The sequence below is a fragment of the Streptomyces sp. NBC_00259 genome (assembly GCF_036181745.1).
Lineage (GTDB): Bacteria > Actinomycetota > Actinomycetes > Streptomycetales > Streptomycetaceae > Streptomyces > Streptomyces pratisoli.
The window spans coordinates 4,189,218-4,206,328 of the sequence record NZ_CP108080.1; the positions used below are offsets into that span (position 1 = coordinate 4,189,218).

Annotated in this window: 18 protein-coding genes and 4 pseudogenes; 10 read left to right on the forward strand and 12 right to left on the reverse strand. The window is 68.6% G+C overall.

The features are described 5' to 3' along the window. Window positions 1-52: 52 nt before the first annotated feature. Window positions 53-661 carry a response regulator transcription factor gene (locus OG766_RS18880; protein ID WP_266380908.1) on the reverse strand — a complete coding sequence of 203 codons (609 nt, stop codon included), beginning with the start codon at window positions 659-661 and terminating at the stop codon, window positions 53-55. Between the two features lie 184 nt (window positions 662-845). Between OG766_RS18880 and OG766_RS18885 the strand changes: the two genes are divergently transcribed. Next, the gene (locus tag OG766_RS18885) at window positions 846-1,625 is read left to right on the forward strand and encodes a sensor histidine kinase (protein ID WP_266380911.1); all 780 of its coding nucleotides are present in this window, start codon (window positions 846-848) and stop codon (window positions 1,623-1,625) included. Here OG766_RS18885 and OG766_RS18890 read toward each other — a convergent pair. Continuing rightward, entirely contained in the window at window positions 1,602-2,063 is a 462-nt protein-coding gene (locus OG766_RS18890; protein WP_266380913.1) for a hypothetical protein, read from the reverse strand. The genes OG766_RS18885 and OG766_RS18890 overlap by 24 nt on opposite strands. Before the next feature lie 399 nt (window positions 2,064-2,462). On the opposite strand from OG766_RS18890, the gene OG766_RS18895 reads away from it, so the two are divergent. The 4 genes and pseudogenes from OG766_RS18895 to OG766_RS18910 all read left to right on the forward strand — a co-directional run. Next, the gene (locus tag OG766_RS18895; RefSeq protein WP_266380916.1) at window positions 2,463-2,804 is read left to right on the forward strand and encodes a hypothetical protein; all 342 of its coding nucleotides are present in this window, start codon (window positions 2,463-2,465) and stop codon (window positions 2,802-2,804) included. 609 nt (window positions 2,805-3,413) lie between these two features. Continuing rightward, window positions 3,414-3,653: a hypothetical protein gene (locus tag OG766_RS18900; protein ID WP_328725836.1), complete on the forward strand. Its 240-nt coding sequence runs from the start codon at window positions 3,414-3,416 to the stop codon at window positions 3,651-3,653. Between the two features lie 957 nt (window positions 3,654-4,610). Beyond that, window positions 4,611-5,693 (forward strand): hypothetical protein, encoded by a 1,083-nt coding sequence (locus OG766_RS18905; RefSeq protein WP_266380923.1) that lies wholly within the window; start codon window positions 4,611-4,613, stop codon window positions 5,691-5,693. 139 nt (window positions 5,694-5,832) lie between these two features. Next, window positions 5,833-6,207 (forward strand): annotated as a pseudogene (locus tag OG766_RS18910) (tyrosine-type recombinase/integrase); the annotation flags it as partial. A gap of 472 nt (window positions 6,208-6,679) precedes the next feature. Here the strand turns inward: OG766_RS18910 and OG766_RS18915 are convergent. The 4 genes from OG766_RS18915 to OG766_RS36750 form a co-directional block, all read right to left on the reverse strand. Then, complete coding sequence (locus tag OG766_RS18915; protein WP_328725837.1) at window positions 6,680-6,949, reverse strand: hypothetical protein; 270 nt, start codon at window positions 6,947-6,949, stop codon at window positions 6,680-6,682. 95 nt (window positions 6,950-7,044) lie between these two features. Further along, window positions 7,045-7,308 (reverse strand): hypothetical protein, encoded by a 264-nt coding sequence (locus OG766_RS18920; RefSeq protein ID WP_266380932.1) that lies wholly within the window; start codon window positions 7,306-7,308, stop codon window positions 7,045-7,047. Window positions 7,309-7,578: 270 nt separating this feature from the next. Then, the gene (locus tag OG766_RS18925) at window positions 7,579-7,890 is read right to left on the reverse strand and encodes a hypothetical protein (RefSeq protein WP_328725838.1); all 312 of its coding nucleotides are present in this window, start codon (window positions 7,888-7,890) and stop codon (window positions 7,579-7,581) included. Further along, the gene (locus tag OG766_RS36750) at window positions 7,850-7,954 is read right to left on the reverse strand and encodes a DUF5994 family protein (protein ID WP_353961733.1); all 105 of its coding nucleotides are present in this window, start codon (window positions 7,952-7,954) and stop codon (window positions 7,850-7,852) included. Before OG766_RS36750 ends, OG766_RS18925 begins: the two co-directional genes overlap by 41 nt. 257 nt (window positions 7,955-8,211) lie before the next feature. On the opposite strand from OG766_RS36750, the gene OG766_RS18930 reads away from it, so the two are divergent. Beyond that, window positions 8,212-8,697: a DUF5994 family protein gene (locus tag OG766_RS18930; RefSeq protein WP_266380934.1), complete on the forward strand. Its 486-nt coding sequence runs from the start codon at window positions 8,212-8,214 to the stop codon at window positions 8,695-8,697. A 72-nt stretch (window positions 8,698-8,769) separates the two neighbouring features. On the opposite strand, the gene OG766_RS18935 is transcribed toward OG766_RS18930, so the two are convergent. From OG766_RS18935 to OG766_RS18950, 4 genes are all read right to left on the reverse strand, one after another. Then, window positions 8,770-10,038: an ATP-binding protein gene (locus OG766_RS18935; protein ID WP_266380937.1), complete on the reverse strand. Its 1,269-nt coding sequence runs from the start codon at window positions 10,036-10,038 to the stop codon at window positions 8,770-8,772. 114 nt (window positions 10,039-10,152) lie between these two features. Further along, window positions 10,153-11,391, reverse strand: a complete 1,239-nt coding sequence (locus OG766_RS18940) for a PP2C family protein-serine/threonine phosphatase (protein WP_328725839.1) — start codon at window positions 11,389-11,391, stop codon at window positions 10,153-10,155. A 541-nt stretch (window positions 11,392-11,932) separates the two neighbouring features. Next, window positions 11,933-12,160 (reverse strand): hypothetical protein, encoded by a 228-nt coding sequence (locus OG766_RS18945; protein ID WP_266380941.1) that lies wholly within the window; start codon window positions 12,158-12,160, stop codon window positions 11,933-11,935. Between the two features lie 4 nt (window positions 12,161-12,164). Continuing rightward, complete coding sequence (locus OG766_RS18950; RefSeq protein WP_266380945.1) at window positions 12,165-12,758, reverse strand: DUF5994 family protein; 594 nt, start codon at window positions 12,756-12,758, stop codon at window positions 12,165-12,167. Window positions 12,759-13,332: 574 nt separating this feature from the next. Between OG766_RS18950 and OG766_RS18955 the strand changes: the two genes are divergently transcribed. After that, on the forward strand, window positions 13,333-14,460 hold the full coding sequence (locus tag OG766_RS18955) for an ice-binding family protein (RefSeq protein ID WP_328727500.1): 1,128 nt from the start codon (window positions 13,333-13,335) through the stop codon (window positions 14,458-14,460). A gap of 331 nt (window positions 14,461-14,791) precedes the next feature. Here the strand turns inward: OG766_RS18955 and OG766_RS18960 are convergent, their stop codons facing one another. Beyond that, a complete protein-coding gene (locus tag OG766_RS18960) occupies window positions 14,792-14,926 on the reverse strand; it encodes a hypothetical protein (protein ID WP_266380948.1) in 135 nt (44 codons plus the stop codon). 9 nt (window positions 14,927-14,935) lie between these two features. Here OG766_RS18960 and OG766_RS18965 point away from each other — a divergent pair. After that, window positions 14,936-15,112 (forward strand): annotated as a pseudogene (locus OG766_RS18965) (metal-dependent phosphohydrolase); the annotation flags it as partial. A gap of 16 nt (window positions 15,113-15,128) precedes the next feature. Here the strand turns inward: OG766_RS18965 and OG766_RS18970 are convergent. Then, a pseudogene (locus OG766_RS18970) lies at window positions 15,129-15,587 on the reverse strand (NUDIX hydrolase); the annotation flags it as partial. Between OG766_RS18970 and repSA the strand changes: the two are divergent. Both repSA and OG766_RS18980 read left to right on the forward strand, forming a co-directional pair. Then, window positions 15,553-16,731, forward strand: a pseudogene (repSA, locus tag OG766_RS18975) (replication initiator protein RepSA); the annotation flags it as partial. The pseudogenes OG766_RS18970 and repSA overlap by 35 nt on opposite strands. After that, window positions 16,728-16,940: a helix-turn-helix domain-containing protein gene (locus OG766_RS18980; RefSeq protein WP_266380951.1), complete on the forward strand. Its 213-nt coding sequence runs from the start codon at window positions 16,728-16,730 to the stop codon at window positions 16,938-16,940. The pseudogene repSA and the gene OG766_RS18980, both read left to right, overlap by 4 nt. Window positions 16,941-17,111 lie beyond the last annotated feature (171 nt).

Consider the following 17,111-nt stretch of genomic DNA (forward strand, 5'->3'; position numbering starts at 1 on the left):
CTCCGATAAAGGCCCTATACGTCGCACGGCGACGTCGGACCGCCCGGGGCGCTCAGGGCAGCCAGCCGTTCTCCTTCGCGGTGCGCAGGGCGTCGATGCGGTTGCGTGCGCCGAGTTTGTTCACGATCGTCGTGAGGTAGTTGCGGACCGTCCCGACGGACAGGTTCGTGGTGGTGGCGATCTGCGCGGTCTCCGCGCCCGCCGCGATGAGGCCCAGCACCTCGACCTCGCGCCTGGTGAGCGGATTGTCACCGATCTCCCAGGCGGACATGGCCAGTTCGGGGTCGATGACCCGGCGGCCCGCACCCACCCTGCGCACCCCCTCGACGAGTTCGTCCGGTGAGGCGTGTTTGGGGAGGAAGCCGCTCACCTGCGCGTCGAGCGCCCGCCACAACTGCCCGGGCAGTGCGACGCCCGTGAGGATCAGAGTGCGGCAGTCGGGGACCTGGTCGCGCAGCAGTCCGGCGGCGGTGATGCCGTCCATGCCGGGCATGTCGATGTCGAGCACCGCGGTGTCCGCCTCCGTCCGGATGACCGCCGGTACGACCTCGCTGCCGCTCGCGACCTGTGCGACCACCTCCATGTCCGGCTCCAGTTCCAGGAGCGCGGCCAGCGCCACCCGGATCATGTGCATGTCCTCGGCCAGCACGATCCTCTGCATCGGTTCCCCCGTCGTCCGTCCGGGGCCCGCCCTGTGTCCCGCCGGACTGGTCCGACGACGGGCCCTCTGCGAGTCAAGGCGCCCTGTGTACCACCGGGGAGGGTCGCAGCAGCGGGGCTCGTATAGCGGAGTGATAGCGGGACCGGTGACGCTCTCGCGGTACCAGACGCAGAATGGGGGCGACATGTCACAGGCTCTGCCCGCACCGTCCGCGCTGTGCTCACGGGCCAAGGCCGGTGCCGGCACCGCCACGACGGCCGACACCGCCACGACCGTGTCCGCCGTCGTGACCGACACCGCCCAGCGCCGTGTCGTCGTACGGGAGCGGCTGCGCTTCGCCCGCGATCTGCACGATCTGCTCGGGCCGCGGCTCCTGGCGATCACGCTCCAGTGCGAGCTGGCGCTGCGTCTGATGGACCGCACACCGGACTCGGCCCGGAGCCGGCTGGCCGAGGCGCTCTCCGGGATGCGCGAGATCCACGAGGAGGCCCGGCGGGTGGCGCACGGCTACCACTGCCTGTCTCTCGACACGGAGATCGAGTCCGTCCGGAACCTGCTGGAGTCGGCCGGGATCCGCACCGAGGCGGGACCGGTGAGCGCGCCGCTTCCCGCGCCGCTCCAGACGGTCCTGGCGACGACGGTCCGGGAGGCGGCCGCCAATGTGCTGAGACACAGCCGCGCCCGCACCTGCCGGGTGGCGGTGGACACGCTGCCGGGCGAGGTGCTGCTGACGGTGGCAAACGACGGTGTCCGCGCCCCGAACCAACCGTCCCCTCCCGAGGCTGCCGGGGAGCCGGGCCTGGGACTGCGCAGCCTCGCCGAACGCATCACGGCCGCCGGCGGCCGACTGACCCACGGCCCGTACCCTTCCGGGCACTACACACTGGAGGCCCGTTTCCCGCTCCCCGACCGCGGACCTCAACCTCCGTACACGCGGACCTCAACCTCCGTAGCGGTTTCGTAGGTCCGTCGTGATCCGCGACATGATGCCCATTGCCTGCTGCGGAGGCGTATCCGCCAACGGCATCTCCACCTGGGGATCATAGGCAGTCAGGCCGGTCTCCTTCTCCACGATCGCGGAGAGAGCAAAGAGCGTGCCGAGCACTGTTGCAGCACCGTCGCCGACGTGCCAGTAGGGCACCGTGACGCTGACCTCGTCACCGAACACTGACAGGTTGATACCGGTGCCGGAGTGGCTCAGGTCCCGCGACTCCTGCTCGTACTCCGTGATGTCCACATCGCCGAGCAGGGTTCGGGCCTGTGGCTCTATTCGCTGCCACGCTTCGAGGAGCTCGTCGGGGATCGGCTCGCTGTCTTCGGCAGCCGCGTCCTCCATGGCCTCCAGGACCTCATCCCAGGACTGGCCCTCGCGTCGGCTCAGAAAGTAGATGTCGTAGCTCACCGCGAGATCGTAGAACCACCCGGTTCGCGTTGTCGGCAGCGGTCGCGAAGGCCGTCGTTGCAGTGATGGCACCGTGGGTTCGAATCCCACACCCACCGCAGGTGAACGTTCCCGGGCCAGCCGATTCGGACAGGGGTCGTCGTGCCAGTAACGCAAGGGGGTCGCCTCCTTTCCGTCGTCGGCGGCGCCAAGATCACCACAGCTGTGGCCGCTCAGTCGGTGGCCGTCACCTGAGCGCTGCCGATGAGGTATGTCACCCAACTATCGGTAAAGAGCGATCAGTTGGGAGATGTCAATGCAACTTGCGGTGGACTTCACTCGTCTCCCGGTAGGACGCAACCCGTGATCACGCCTGGATATCTTCACCTGTTGGAAGATCCGTTCCAACGGGGAGAGTGCATGACCAGCACACTGAAGAAGTTCGGGACGACCGCCTCGGCGATAGGCCTGCTGACCGCGGGCATGACGTTCGGCATCGCGCCGTCGGCCCAGGCCGCCGTCGGGCCGACCGGCTGCACGGCATACGTGTCGCACACCAACGACCATGTCGCCGTGGGCGCCTGCAGGTCCGGCAACGGCACCTGGAACGTCCAGGCCTGGTGCGGCGGCCCGGGAGGCGCGAGGGGCCCCTACAAGGGCACCCCCGGCTACCGAACCCGTGGCGTGGAGAAGATGGCGACGATCAACTGCGGCTCCTCCGGCTACCCGTACAACATGAAGGTTGTCGACATCAAGTCCTGATCCGACTACCGGAAGGCCGGCCTCGGGCCCGGAACGCCTGCGCGACGACCGTCAGGCCCCGGCCCGGGGTTCCGGCCGGTCGGCCCACGCCTGCAAGGGACGATCGCGACCGCGCCTACGGGAGTCGCTCCGCAGGCGCCACACCGCGCCCCCGCATCACTCGCAGTCTTCGGGGCGCCCTGTCCCCGGCCCGGCTCGGCGGCGACACCGCTGGGTCGTAGAACGCCCCGATGCCTGAACTCGTGGCGCGAGGGAGCGCTCTGCCCTTCACGTGGATGCGTGCGTACGCGTGCGCCGCGACGAAGCGGGCAACGTCCTCGGCAACGACCAGGCGGGGCACCACAAGGCCCCCCGCTCGGGCTCAGCTCGCCTTGCGTCAGACCGAGCGCGAGGCTCACGAGGAGACGTCGGTCAGCCGTCTCCTCGTCTGGAAGGGGCAGGCCTGCACGGTCGGAGTCTGAAGTCGCTGGTCAGATACGGTGACGAGATGACCGAGAGCCTGCCTGCCGACGTAGCCGACGTGCTTGCGGCAGTCCTGAACGGGGACACTCCGGTTCATATCGCACGCCAAAGGCGGGTTGCACACCTCAGCGTGCGAGCCCGCTGCACATGTGGTGTGGCACCGTCTCCTTCGAGCTCGACACCAGCAAGGCGGACCCTGCACCCACCGGCTCCAGCACGGTCGTGGCGGCCGAAGCGCAGCTCGTCACCGAAGCCGGCGAGTGCCCAGGTGAGGTCCTGGTCTTCACCCAGGGCGGCTACCTGTCCTGGCTGGAAGTCTGTTCATGGAGCGACGACATAGAAGTGACACTGGCTGCCGCGCGTCGCTGGTTGCAGACACACTCGTGATCCCGAACGACGAGTGCCCAGCGGGCGTGGCTGCCGATTGCGCCGCCGTCCGTGGTCGTTGATGTCAAAGTTGATGTCAGCGGAACAGCTCCGGGACCGGGCAGACCTCCAATGACTCATCCGTCCGGTCTGCCCAGCGCCACCAGACATGCCGATCGGCACACCTCCACAGCGACCGGCAGGTTCGCAGGTCGTCGTCTTCCCGCCTGGAGAGCACGAAGCCGCCAGACTTCATGGGCCGGCTGTACTCGGGACAGGCCAGGGCATCGTCGGGCATGCGGCGCGCCTTAACGGAGCGACCGCTACGCGGTGCCGGCGCTTTGGGCCTCGGAGCACGAGATTGGAAGACGGCGTACGCGGATGGCGGCTGATCTGGCAACTCCTTGCCCCGGGCCGGAGCACGGTCGGCGCCCCGGTTCTCCGGTCCCGAAGGATTGCGCACACAACGGGCACGGCTAGGCTGCAGCTCATGCCTGACGTCGAGCCGACAGATCCGGAAGCCGAGAGGGCCAGGGGGCGTGTCTCACTGTGGCTGGACGCCGAGGATCTTCGTCGGCTCGCGTCCCACTGCTGCTGCTCTGAGGACACTTCGCAGGAAGATCGTGAGCAGGCCCCAGCCACAGCGGGTTGCCGTCCACTGCATCTGGTGTGCTCGCTCTAGCCGCGCGGTCGGCGGCGAGCGGAGCTGCCCGTCCATGTCTCCGCACTCTTCGGCGAGCCGAATCTGGTCGCGGATGCGGACCCGTGCCCCACACCACCATCAGCCCTCGGCGAGAAATCGGACCTCGGAAACATAGGCCGGTGGATCCGGGCTGAGTGCTCCGTTTCTCCGTCTCTCCGTTCCCTCAAGTCAAGTCTTGCGCATTCCTTGCGGTCGGCCGGGAAACGCCGAGGTCGGGGGATCGCTGGGTCGCCGTAAGAAGTCCGTAAGGCACTCGGACCGGTATTCGCGGCCATATGGCCAGTAGCGTCGTCAACTGGCAGGCGGCATCCCTGTGTTGGGGACGCGGATTACGCCTGGACGAAGGGGACGGCCGGGCAATGAGGAATGCAACGGGTGGAGCCGCGCCGCGAAAGGGGCGGGTCAAGCGCGCCATGGTGGCCGCGTGCGCCATGGCCGCAGTGGCGGGTGGCGGGCTGATAGCCGCCCCGGCGGTACACGCCGACGGCGCGGGCGGCGATCAGCGGGCGAATCCTGGGCAGGTGTTCGACGGCACGTTCCGTGCGGGCGACAACCAGACCCAGTTCATCGGCAGCTGCTTCACCGCGCGGGGCAGTGCCACCTTCGGCGGTCCACGGCACACCGACTGCGGGGTGGACCGCGTGACGTACAACGTCACCGGTGAGGCGTTCCGGACCAATCGCGCCCAGCACACGTACATCGGCAACGTGATCGATGTACGCGGCGGCTCGGTCACCCTGGCCGGTGGCGTCTACGAGGGGAATCGCATCATCGCGGACCGGATCCTCATCCTCGGGAACGCCGTACTCGTGGGCGGCAATCAGCTCGAAGGAGAGGTCGAGGTCGCCAATCCCGACTCGGTGGCCGGTGAGCTCTATACCGACCGTGTGGTGACCGACGATATCCAGCGGATCGCGGACGGTCTCAACGAGGCGGAGCGTGCCACGGGCTGGTTCCTTTCCGAAGCGGAATTCAATCGCCTTGACACCGAAGGGGAAATCGGTGGCCAAGGCCCGGACGGCCGGGTCGGACTGCACAATGTGCTGGCGGCCACGGGCAGTCAGGACGAATACGGCAACCAGGCCCGGGTCCTCGCCCGAAACGACTCCTCGCTCTTCAGCGCGGTCGTGACCGCGAACGGGCCGCGCGACCCGGACGAGGAGGACCCCACGGCCACGCGCGAGGACTTCCAGCTCCTCAACAGCCACATCCGGGAGTGCCGCGAGGAGATGGAGCGCACGTTCCCGCAGGGTGCGGGGGCGGCCTTGAACGCACTCCTTGCCTGCTCGTCACGGAGCACCACGGCGGCGACGCTGGTCGACGACGTCAACGACCGGCTCGAGAGCAGCCGGCGCTGACCGACACCGGAGTGAAGGACGCCGGGGTGACCGCCGATCCGGCGGTCACCCCGGTGACGTTGGCCGACTGGCTCTCTGAGGGTCGGCTTCGCCGACGGGCTGCAACACCCATGGTGTTGCAGGCGGTTTGTGACCGGACACTGTTGAGCAGGTGGACGCCCTCGCGGACGCGATCGGGCTGCGCTGGCGCCTCATGATCTACCTCGGGGCTTACGGCCGGCTGCGTCCAGAGGAGCAGGCAGAGCTACGGCGCAACGACGTCGACCTGGCCATGACGATCCGCGTTCTCAAGGCGGCTCCAGAGCTGAGCACGGGGAAGCGTGCCGAGGGCCCGACCCAGTCCGAGGCGGGCAAGCGGGTCCTCCTGCTGCCGGGGTTCGTCCACGCGGACCTTGAGTGCCACTTGGATTGGTTCGCGGAGAAGGGGCCGGACGGGCTGCTGTTCGTGGGGGAGCGGGGTAAGCCGTTCCGGCGGTCGACCTTCGGGCGGAAGTGGCGCAAGGCCCGGACCAAGGCCGCTGACGTGCCCGACGATCAGGCATCGGGCACGGAACGGGCACGCGACGCCCAGGCCGGTCCAGACAACAAAGAAGCCCCGGGCTGTCTGCCTGGGGCCTTTACTGGAGCGGGTGACGGGAATCGAACCCGCGCTCTGAGCTTGGGAATCAACCAGTACTCCTCGTCGTAGGTGGCCTTGACCAGCGAGAATGCTGCGCTGGTGCGATGTCGGCCAGTGGTCGGGCGGTGCCACTGGTAACCGCTGTTTGCCCATACGGATGGCACGTAGTGGCACGGCGTACTGTAAAAGGCGCCGCGTCGGCGGCAGTCGGGCGGTTGCGCGCGAGGTGTGGGCCGCGCGCTGCTGTCATCGATCGCCCCGCCGAGCCTCACCGCGGTGTCGCTGGGCGGCCCCGGAGTTTCCGGCAGAGACCGAGGCGCTCCGCTGCGGTAGCAGCCCAGGTCCTGGACCCAGCCCGCAGGTCGTGTCAGTCGCGGTCCTCCTCTTCGGACTCCATGAGCCGGATTCCCTGATGCGTCAGCGTGACCGTTGCGGGCGTGTTGCGGGTTGTCCAGTCGACCAGGACCAGTCCCTCGCCCGCCAGGTAGGCGCAGGCAGCGGCCAGGTCCTGTTCGGGCATGCCGAGGTCGTCGCGAAGCTTGGCCCCTGTCATGCCTGGACGATTGCCTTCCATGGCGTTGTACAGGGCCCTCATGATCGTCATGCGGTAGTTCTGTCGCTCGTGCAGTGTTGCCATGACTGCCGCTCTCTCGTTCCGGTACCGATACGGTGCGAAGTGTCGGAGAGGCACCTGCTCTCCCGGCCGTACGTGGGCGCCTGCGGCATGGCTCCTCACACCTCGTCGGCCTGCGCGCTGTCGTCCCGGGTGGACTCGCTGGCCAGTAGCCATGACCGCGCCGCCTCGGACGTATTGGTGGTGTCCACCGTGAGATGGAGGCGGGTCCCGCCGTCAGGAGTGGCCGGGTAGCTGCGCTGCTCGGAGGCGGCGAAGCAACGACGGAGCACCTCCGCGACCCGGCGGGCGATCTCGGGATCCGCCGCGACAATACGCACCTCGGCGTGTCCGGCAGAGGGCATGTGATGCGGGGAATTCATCCTGGGGTCTCCGTGTGCTCGTGGACATGGACTGCGGCCGGGCGCGACGCCTCAAGATCCCGTCCGCCTCTCGCGACCACGGACCTGACCCTTGTAGCTGTAGCTGTAGCTGTAGCTGTAGCTGTAGCTGTAGCTGTAGCTGTGCATGCGATGCGCATGGATGCCGGGCGGACCGGTGAGGCCGACTGCTGGCTGCCGGCGCTGGAGGTCGTTCCAACGGTGATCACGGCAATGATCACGGTCACAGCGATGACGCTCTCGACGACGACTTCACCTCTGCATGCCCTTGCGCACTTCGATCGGCACCCCCGTCGCCGATGCGGCCCCACCGTCGGTCTCCCACTCCTCTTCTCGGTTCAGCATCTCCCTTGCGTCGTGAGTGGTGTCCTCGCTCGTCATCAGACCGCTGGCGGTGAGGCTCGCGGGGGTGGCCGTGGTGGACAGCAGCCGGGCGCCGGCAGCACCCGTTTCCGGCGGGATGATCAGCAAGTCCCAGCAGCCTGCGGCGTACGAGAGCAGGATCAGCTTTTGCGGGTCCTGCTCATCCTTGAACGAGCCCACGTGCGAGGGCGGGGAGTTCATCGGCAAGAACGTGGGAGCGAGGCCACCAGGCGTCGTCCAGGAGGTCGCGATCATGGCGGGGGATCTGTCCCCGGGCGCATCTTCATGTCCCGGTGTTGTCGCTCGCCGAGAACGACACCGGCGTGGGAGCCGGTGTGCGACGTGCTCCCGGTAGCTCCACCCTACTCCGGTTGGCGTACCTGGGATGTGCGTGTGACCAGGAGCTTTTCGGGTCCGGAACGTCCGGAGCGGGAAGCTCGCGGGTCGGATGCACGGAGTACGGTTGAGCTGGCGAGGTCACTTCCTATCGCGGGTGTACTGCCCCGCGGACGGGCGGACGTCATGGCCGACTCCGACACCCCCGACACCCCCAGGCTCCTGCCTGACGCGATCCACCAGTCCGTGAGACCGGGGACGGCCCTGCTCAGGCTGGAGACGAGGCATGCCCGCGAGGGAATTCTGGACGGCGCGTGGTGGCCTCGATCCAGGGACATCGGTGCCGAGCTTCCCTCACTGGTCAGCGCGCTGACCGATCACGTCGGACCGGTCACCCGCGTCGGACTGGACGCCACTGCCTGGGAGGGACTGCCGACACGGCTGACTGTCGACGACCGGGTCGTGCACATCGACTCCTTTCCGGTCGGTGACGACACCGTCCTGATCACCCGGGGCGATCGGGACTACTTCACCCTGCTGGTGATCCCGCCGGACACGACTCCTGACGCGGCACGCGCAGCCATGGCCAGGGCGGTCCGCGCCGACAACATCACCGACGCCCACCAGATCCTCATCGAAACCACCACCGATCCGGTACGTCGCCCGACGTGACCCCTGTCGGCGGCCGGACGCTCCCGGCGCGGCTGACGCTCCCGGACGCGGCTGACGTTCCGGGGTAGGGCGTCAGATACGGGCGAACCTCTCGCTCTGGTCGGCGAACTCCTGGGCCATGGCGCTGCTGACCGTGGGCTGGGTCTCATGGATGGTGCCCAGGTAGTCGGCCGTGGTGGGGCGGGCCCGGGTTCCGGTGTCGAAGGTACGCTCGAACTGATCCTGCGAGACGGTACGAGCGACGTGAGCGATGTCGGCGGGGGTGAACCCCTCACTGGCTGACGCGAGTGCCGTGCTGTCGGCCTCCGCGCCCGCTCGGGCAAGGTAGCTCTCCCACAGCGCGGTCCTGGCGCTGTGGTCGGGAGGGCCGATGGGCAGTACGTAGTCGAACCGGCCGTGGCGCAGGAATGCCGAGTCCAGTGTGGTCACATTGTTGGTGGCGCAGACGAGCAGCCGGCCGTCCTGGCTCCGGAACCGGACGATCGCCTTGAGCAACTCGTTGACGACGCCGACCGCGGCCGCGTCCGCGCCGCTCCGGGTGCCCGCGACTTCCTCGACCTCGTCGATAAAGACCAGGACGTGGTCGAGCCGGGCGATCTCGTCGAAGCGCCGGTTCAGCCCGGCCGCCAGCCCGTACTCGGCAGCCAGGCGTGCGGGGAACAGTTCGAGAAAGGGCCACCCCAGACGGCTGGCGATCGCATGGGCGAAGGTGCTCTTGCCTGTTCCGGGCGGACCGAACAGCATGACCGCGCGCGGCAGCTCCACTCCGTGCTGGGCGGCCATTTCGGGGTGGGCCAGCGGCAGGACCAGTCGGCGCTCGATGAGCTGTTTCTCCTGTTGCATGCCCGCGACTTTCTGCCACAGCCCTCCAGGCGGCAGCTCCGCGCCGAGCGAGGACAGCATGCTGATCGCCTGAGGGGTCACCGGCCCGCGTTTTTCGAAGAAGTCCAGGCCCGAGCGGGCGTCGAAGTCGCAGTTGCGCAGCGCGGCGGCACCGGTCTCCCCCTGGGGCAGGACCGCGTACACCGTGTGCACGCCGCCGGCGAACAGCCGGTGCTCAAGAGCCGTGATCAGGGCACTGCCCAGTCCCATGTGCCGCCAGGCCGGTGCCATGCAGATCCGCAGGATCCACGCCCCTTCGCCCTCGACTCTGCTCACCGCGGCCCCGACCACCACATCGTCCGCCACCGCCACCACGGCCGGATGGGCGGCCTGGAGGGCTGCCACGGCGTCGGAGAGCGGGAAGACCGGAGGCTCTCCGGTCGTGCCGCTCTCCGTATCGACGCGGATCACCGCCTCGAGATCGTCCTGGGAGTAGTCCCTGACAAGCCAACCCGTCATGATCAGCTCCGCGCGCTCGGCCGTAGTCCCATCATCAACCGCTGCCTGCGGTGCTACGACCGGGCCACGGGCACCTGGGCCACGGGCACCCGGCCGTGCACGCGGGAGCTCGCTTCACAGGACAGCCAAGTGATCAGCGGCGCCCCCTCGCCACTCGATCAGGAAGAGGGTCGCGTCGTCACTGGTGCTTCCGCCCCGTTCCTGTTTCAGGGTGTGGGAGAGGGAGCGCACCACCGCCCGCACTCCCTTCTCTGTCTGCTCGATGCGGTCGACCCAGTGGATGAGTTGTTCCTCGCCGAACTGCTCTTCGCCGGCTTCGTGCTCCTCGATCAGGCCGTCGGTGAAGCACAGCACCCGGTCGCCGCGCTGGAGCATTTGCTCGCTGACCTGGGGCTCTTCACCTCCGAAGCCGACCGGCAAAGTGGTCGGGCTTTCCAGCTGCCGCAGGACCTGGTGGTTGCGGATCAGCAGTGGTGCGGGGTGGCCCGCGTTGACCCACTGCAGGTGGCCCGTTGTGATGTTCAGGCGCATCATCTGCGCGGTGACGAAGTGTTCGGGCCCGAACTGCTCGGCGATGGCCCGGTCCATGAACGCGTAGATCTCGGACAGGCCGATGCCGGCACGTCTGGAGTGCCGGTAGGCGCCGACGGCGACAGTGGCCATCGTGGCGGCATTCAGGCCGTGACCCATCGCATCGACCACGGCCACGTGCAGGATGTCGTCGTTGAGCGCGTAGTCGAAGCTGTCACCGGCGACGCTGTAGGCGGGCTCCAGGATTCCCGCCACAGCGACCTGCGGGACGGACATCGCCAGCGGCGGCAGCAGAGACCACTGGATCTCCGCGGCCACGCTCATGGGTTCGCGGCGCCGGGCGAGGAAGAACTGGTCGGTGTAGCTGTGCTTGGTGACCAGTATGTCGGCGATCAGGCCGGCGAGCCTGCGCAGCAGGCGCCGGTCGTCGTCGTCGACGGATTCCAGGGTGAGGGCCAACACTCCCACCTGGTCGCTGCCGTCCAGCAACGGCAGATACATCCGGACGCCGTCGGCCTGCGACACCTCGACCGGGGTCGCGTTCAGGAAGGCCGTGCCGGCGTGGGAGTCACCGATCGGCTCGGGTTCACCGACGTCCAGCCCCCTGCCCGGCAGTGGCACGAGCAGGAGCTGTGCGTAGTCCTGCAGGAGGATCGAGATACCCCAGCCACCGACCCTGGCCACCTCTTCCGCGATCAGCGGGGCGATCAGCTGCGGCGGCATCTCGTGCGCCCGGTCCAGCAGCACCCCCAGCAGCCGCTCACCGAACCCCTCCGACCGGTCCACCGCATCGTTGCCGGACGGCCGATCACCCTCCGCCATATCCGTGCCTTTCACAGCCGCCAAACGCATCGGCATCCGGTCGATTCCTGCCGTCACGCGCCGATGGCGCGCAACGGCTCCGGTGTGTAGACACCGGAGCCGCCCTTCCGGGTCGGTCGCACGTGAGAGTGCACCGGCCCACTGACCATGCTATGCCGGTGCCGCGTTTCTGGCATAAGGGACTTTTGAGTGGCGTGCGATTGCCGCCCACTCGTGCCGGGCGTCGTCGAGAGCCTCACCTTGGACCTCGCCCGTCGGTGCGCCGTGGTTCTGTACGGCGTGCCGCCTGGCTCCCCGTAACAACAGCGTGCGGGCTCGCTGTCGCTGTCGACGTGGGTACTGCGTCTTTCGGTGGTGCGAAGCGACGGCGGAGCACCTCTGCGACCCGACGGGCGGCCTCGGGGGACGATACGGATCTCGGCACGCCCGAGCGAAGGCGGCTGCGGTGGCTTCATGGGGACCTCGCTCATCGGGAGGACGTGCCGGTGGGCGGGGCGCCGTAGCACCACACCCACCGCCCCCGGTCAGGAGAAGGTCAGCGTCATCCGGGGCCCTCGTCGGAGTGCTTGCGGTGAGGTGCGGCGACGGGTGCTCCGGCCGGTCGTGCAGTACGTCGACTCTTCCGGCTCCGTCGGCCGATTCCCGGCCTGGTGTCGCCGTAGTGGAATGCGGCGATCCGTTCGTCGTGCTGCCCATTGAGCAGATGGATCATCAGCACTCCGATGATGATCATGGCGATGATCACGGACACCGTGATGGCGATCTCCACGTCCTCACATCCCTGGGGCGGAACTCAGGGGACCGGCCGGGTCCGGACGTTCGGCGGTCGGGGCGTCCGTGCTCTCGGCGGTCGCTGAGGCGTGTCCGCCGTCGGTCTCCCACTCCTCTTCCCGGCTCAGGGTCTCCGTTGCGTCACGTGTGGTGTCTTCGCCCGCCATGAGGCCGCTGGCGGTGAGGAGGCCGCCGGGGGTGGCTGCGGCGGACATGAGCCGGGCGGCGGCGTCCGCGCCGGTCTCGGGTGGGATGACCAGCAGATCCCAGCGGCCGGCGGTGTAGGAGAGCAGGATCAGCTTGTGCGGGTCCTGCTCGTGGGCGAACCAGCCCACGTGCACCATCCGCCCCGGTACAGACACTTTGTGCGGGATCACGGGCCAGTGGGCAGGGTTCACGGTGACACGCGTGATCCGGCCCCAGCGTGCGTCCAGTACGTCGACGAGGGCGGGGAGTTCGCGGGACAGGTCGCGGGAGCGGGGCCACCAGGCGCCGTCCAGGAGACCCGGGGCGGACCCCGGCGGGGTCAGGGACAGGCGGGCGGGTGGTGAAAGCGCGCGTTCTTTGATGATCGTGGGGTCAATGGTCGCGGTCATGGCGCGGACCCGTCTCGGGCTCTGTCTTCGACGTCCCGGTGTTTTTGCTCGCCGAGAACGAATCCGGCGGTGTGCCGGAGTGCGAAGTACTCCCGGTGATTTCAGCCTACTCCGCTGGTGGTCCACGGGATGTACATGTGACCACCCATTTTTCCGACGTGCAGGGACGTCGCACCATCTGTCCATTCCGAGGCTGGTTCCGGGACTCGGGCGAGTCGGAGAAACTCGGCACCCTGACGTGCTCGTGATCCGGCCGGTGGGGCGAATGGGCGAATGGCAGACCATTCCTCACTCCTTCAGCCTCCTGTGATTCGTTTTGTCTTGATATGAGTCATTTCTCTGGTTAAGTGACGGGGTGTCACTGCCTCTAGCTGTCGGTCGTTTCCTGGCCCTGCGCTCGGGTGGGGACGTGAGATCTCGTTGGCGGCGGTGCCGACCGAGGTCGATGGCGAAAGAAAGGACTCGTCCCATGGCAGTGAATGCCACCCCCTCCGCCCCACCGGGCAGGCGAAAAGCCAGATTCAGAACGACTCTCTTCTTGCTGCCCGCAGCCGCGCTGGTGATGGCGATCACCATGGTCTCCAACCTCGCGCGCGCAGCTGAGGCCCCTGTGGGGCTGGGAACTGCGACGAGTTACGCGGTGCTTGCCGGTTCAGGGGTCACCAATACGGGTCCCACGGTCATCAATGGCGACCTGGGAGTCAGCCCTGGGTCCTCGGTGACGGGCTTTCCGCCCGGAATCGTCAACGGAGTGCAGCACGTAGCCGATGTGCCTGCCGCTCAGGCCCAGTCCGACCTGACCATTGCCTACAACGATGCGGCCGGCCGGGCACCCACCGCCAGCCTGACCTCTCCGGGCGACCTCGGCGGACTGACGCTGACGCCCGGCGTCTACAACGCTTCGTCGTCGCAGAATCTCACCGGGACCGTCACCCTCGACGCCCAGGGCGACCCCAATGCCGTCTTCATCTTCCAGATCGGCTCCACGCTGATCACCGCTCCGGGGAGCAATGTCCTGCTCGTCAACGGAGCGCAGGCGTGCAACGTGTTCTGGCAGGTGGGAAGCTCCGCCACCCTGGACGTCAATTCCTTCTTCAAGGGCAACATCCTCGCCCTGACGTCCATCACGGTGAACACCAACACGGCCGTCGAGGGCCGGACGCTGGCGCGTAATGGTGCGGTCACGCTGGACAGCAACGTGATCACGAGGGCGGTCTGCATGACAGGCCCGCCCGGGCCTCCTGGACCCACCGGGCCGACGGGGCCTGCTGGACCCACTGGTTCCACCGGGCCGTCCGGGCCTGCCGGACCGTCTGGTTCCACCGGGCCGTCCGGGCCGTCCGGGCCTGCCGGACCGTCTGGGCCTGCCGGGCCGTCCGGACCTGCCGGAGGGCCGTCCGGGCCTCCCGGACCTACCGGGCCGACGGGGCCTGCTGGACCCATCGGTTCCACCGGGCCGTCCGGGCCTGCCGGACCGTCTGGGCCTGCCGGGCCGTCCGGACCTGCCGGAGGGCCGTCCGGGCCTCCCGGACCTACCGGGCCGACGGGGCCTGCTGGACCATCCGGACCCGCTGGACCGTCGGGACCTGCTGGACCGTCCGGTAAGCCAGGCCGTGACCACGACCACGGCCCGAAGAAGGATGGCCCCAAGAAGGGCGGCCCGAAGAAGGGCGGTCCCAAGAAGGGCGGTCCCAAGGACTGACAACAAGGTCGTTCTCGTGGCTGTACCGCAGCGCCGTAACTCCTGAGAAGCGCGGAGCCTCACGTTCGCCAAGAGAGCCCTGTTCCGCCCGCAGTGCGGCGGACTGCGCCGCTGGACAACCCGTCCAGCGGCGCAGTTGCGTCCCAGGTCGGCCGGAGCGCTCAACGGTCGCCTTTTCGGCCGATGATGCCGCCGACCCTGAACGAACGGGGGAGCCTGACCCTGTGGCCAGGCCCCACACATTGCAACCTTCTGATCCGTAGCGCTGCAGAGTTCGTCAACGAGGGTTGGTGATGGAGCAGTGCTGGGCCTGGGCCGCTGATGGGGCCGCTCAGGCCGCAGGGATCACCGGCAGCAGCAGGTACGACGGATGCTCGTCGCCGCTGACGAGGGTCGTCCTGCCGTCGTACACATCGGGGTCGCGGTCCCGCTCGTCCGTGTGGACGGAGATGCCGTTGCCGCGCATGGTGACCCGTGCGATATGACGACCACGCCCGATGGATGCCGGACCATCGCGCAGGAGCGGGTCGCGGAGATCCTCGGCCGCTACGGGCGCGAGAGCATCGTCGGGCGGTTCATCCGTCGAGCATCGCCGGAAATCGCCGCCGCCGTGGAACGGGTGGAGGCGGCGTTGGCGGCTCAGCCCAGATAGGGGTAGGCGGTAGGCGGTAGGCGCCGGCGAGGTAGTCGTCGATCTGCTGGCGCATGCTGGGGTGGATGTCGTACTCATCGAGGCTGGCCGGCTGGATGAAGCGGACGCCGTCGGCCTCGTCGTTGATGGTGGGTTCGCCGCCGACGGGGCGGCCGATGTAGGTGTTCTCGTACTGCTGGCGGATCTCGCCGTCGGTGTAGGCGACGATGTGGTTCGGGTTGGTGTAGACGCCGAGGAATCCGGTGATCTCGGCGACGATGCCGGTCTCTTCCAGGCACTCCCGCACCGCGCACTGTGCCGCGGTCTCGCCGATGTCCTGGGCGCCGCCCGGGAGAGCCCACTGGCCGGTGTCGCGGCGGCGCTGAAGCAGGATGGCGCCGCTGTCGTCGACGACGAGCAGGTTGCTGGCGGGGATGAGGGTGTTCGCCTTCGGTGCGGCCGAGCCCGACGGCCGGCTGCGCGTCGCTTGCGGCAACCGCCGTGCGTCCCGCTGCCCTGCCTGCGCCTGGATGTACGCGGCCGACACCTACCACCTGATCCGCGCCGGACTCGCGGGAGACCAGGACAAGGACGTCCCCGCCACCGTCCGCGACCACCCCCGGGTCTTCGCCACGCTCACCGCACCGTCGTTCGGCCGCGTCCACAACCGCCCCGACTCCGGCCGCTGCCGCTGCGGCCTCCAGCACCCGGCGGACGACGACGCACTCGGCACGCCGATCGACCCGGCCACGTACGACTACGCCGCCGCCGTCCTCTTCAACAACCACGCCGGGGAGCTCTGGCAGCGCTTCACCAACCGGCTCCGCCGCGAGATCGCCGCCCGCGCCGGCATCACGCAACGCGAACTCAAGGAATGCGCCCGGGTCTCCTACGGCAAAGTCGCCGAGTTCCAGAAGCGCGGCGCCGTCCACTTCCATGCCGTCATACGCCTCGACGGACCGGACGGCCCCGAATCCCCGCCGCCGTCGTGGGCCACCGTGCAGCTGCTCACCGATGCCATCCGCGCCGCCGCCGCGCACTCCTACACGACCATCACCGTCCCGGCTGCCGCCGACCACCCCGCCCGCACACTGCGCTGGGGCACTCAACTCGACATCCGGCCCGTCCGCGCCTTCGAGGCCGGCACCGCCATCACCGAACAGGGCGTCGCCTCCCACGTCGCCAAGTACGCGACCAAAGCGGCCGAGACGACCGGCACCGTGGACCGCCGCGTCGGCAACCGCGAGGTCCTGGTGCTCCTCGACGTACCCGACCATCCGCGCCGACTCATCGAAGCCTGCTTCGACCTCGATGCCGTCTACCCCGACCGGCGGCTGAGGGCCTGGGCCCACATGCTCGGCTTCCGCGGCCACTTCTCCAGCAAGTCCCGCCGCTACTCCACCACGCTCGGCGCCCTCCGCCAGGTCCGCGCCGACTACCGCGCCGCCCAGCAACGCGACGAACTCGGTCTGCCCGACCCGGACCAGGACCCGACCGTCCTCGTCCTGGCCGACTGGCGGTTCGCCGGACAGGGGCGCAGCCCCGGCGAGTCCGTCCTCGCCGCGTGCATCGCCAGAGACATCCAGCTCAACCGCCAAACCGCCCGTGAAGCACTCGCCTTGGAAGGAGACCGGTCTTGAGTGACCTCCTGCTGACCGTCGAGCAAGCCGCCGAACGCCTCGGCACCACCGCCCGCTTCCCGCGGCGGCTCATCGCCGAACGCCGGATCGCCTTCGTCAAGATCGGGCGCCACGTACGGATCCCGGAGAGCGCGCTGAACGCCTACGTCGACGGCAACACCGTCCAGGCCCTCCGCCGGCGGCGCGTTCGGTACGGGAGGGCTGCCTGATGCCTCCGACGAAGAAGCGCCGCTTCGGCCGAATTCGCAAGCTCCCATCCGGCCGCTATCAGGCCCGCTACCGCCGGGCAGTCCTTCGAGCGGGCGGCACTGATCTACCAGCACTCCGACCTGGAGCGGCAGAGGGAAGTAGCCGGCGGTATCGACGCCCGCGTTCGCGCC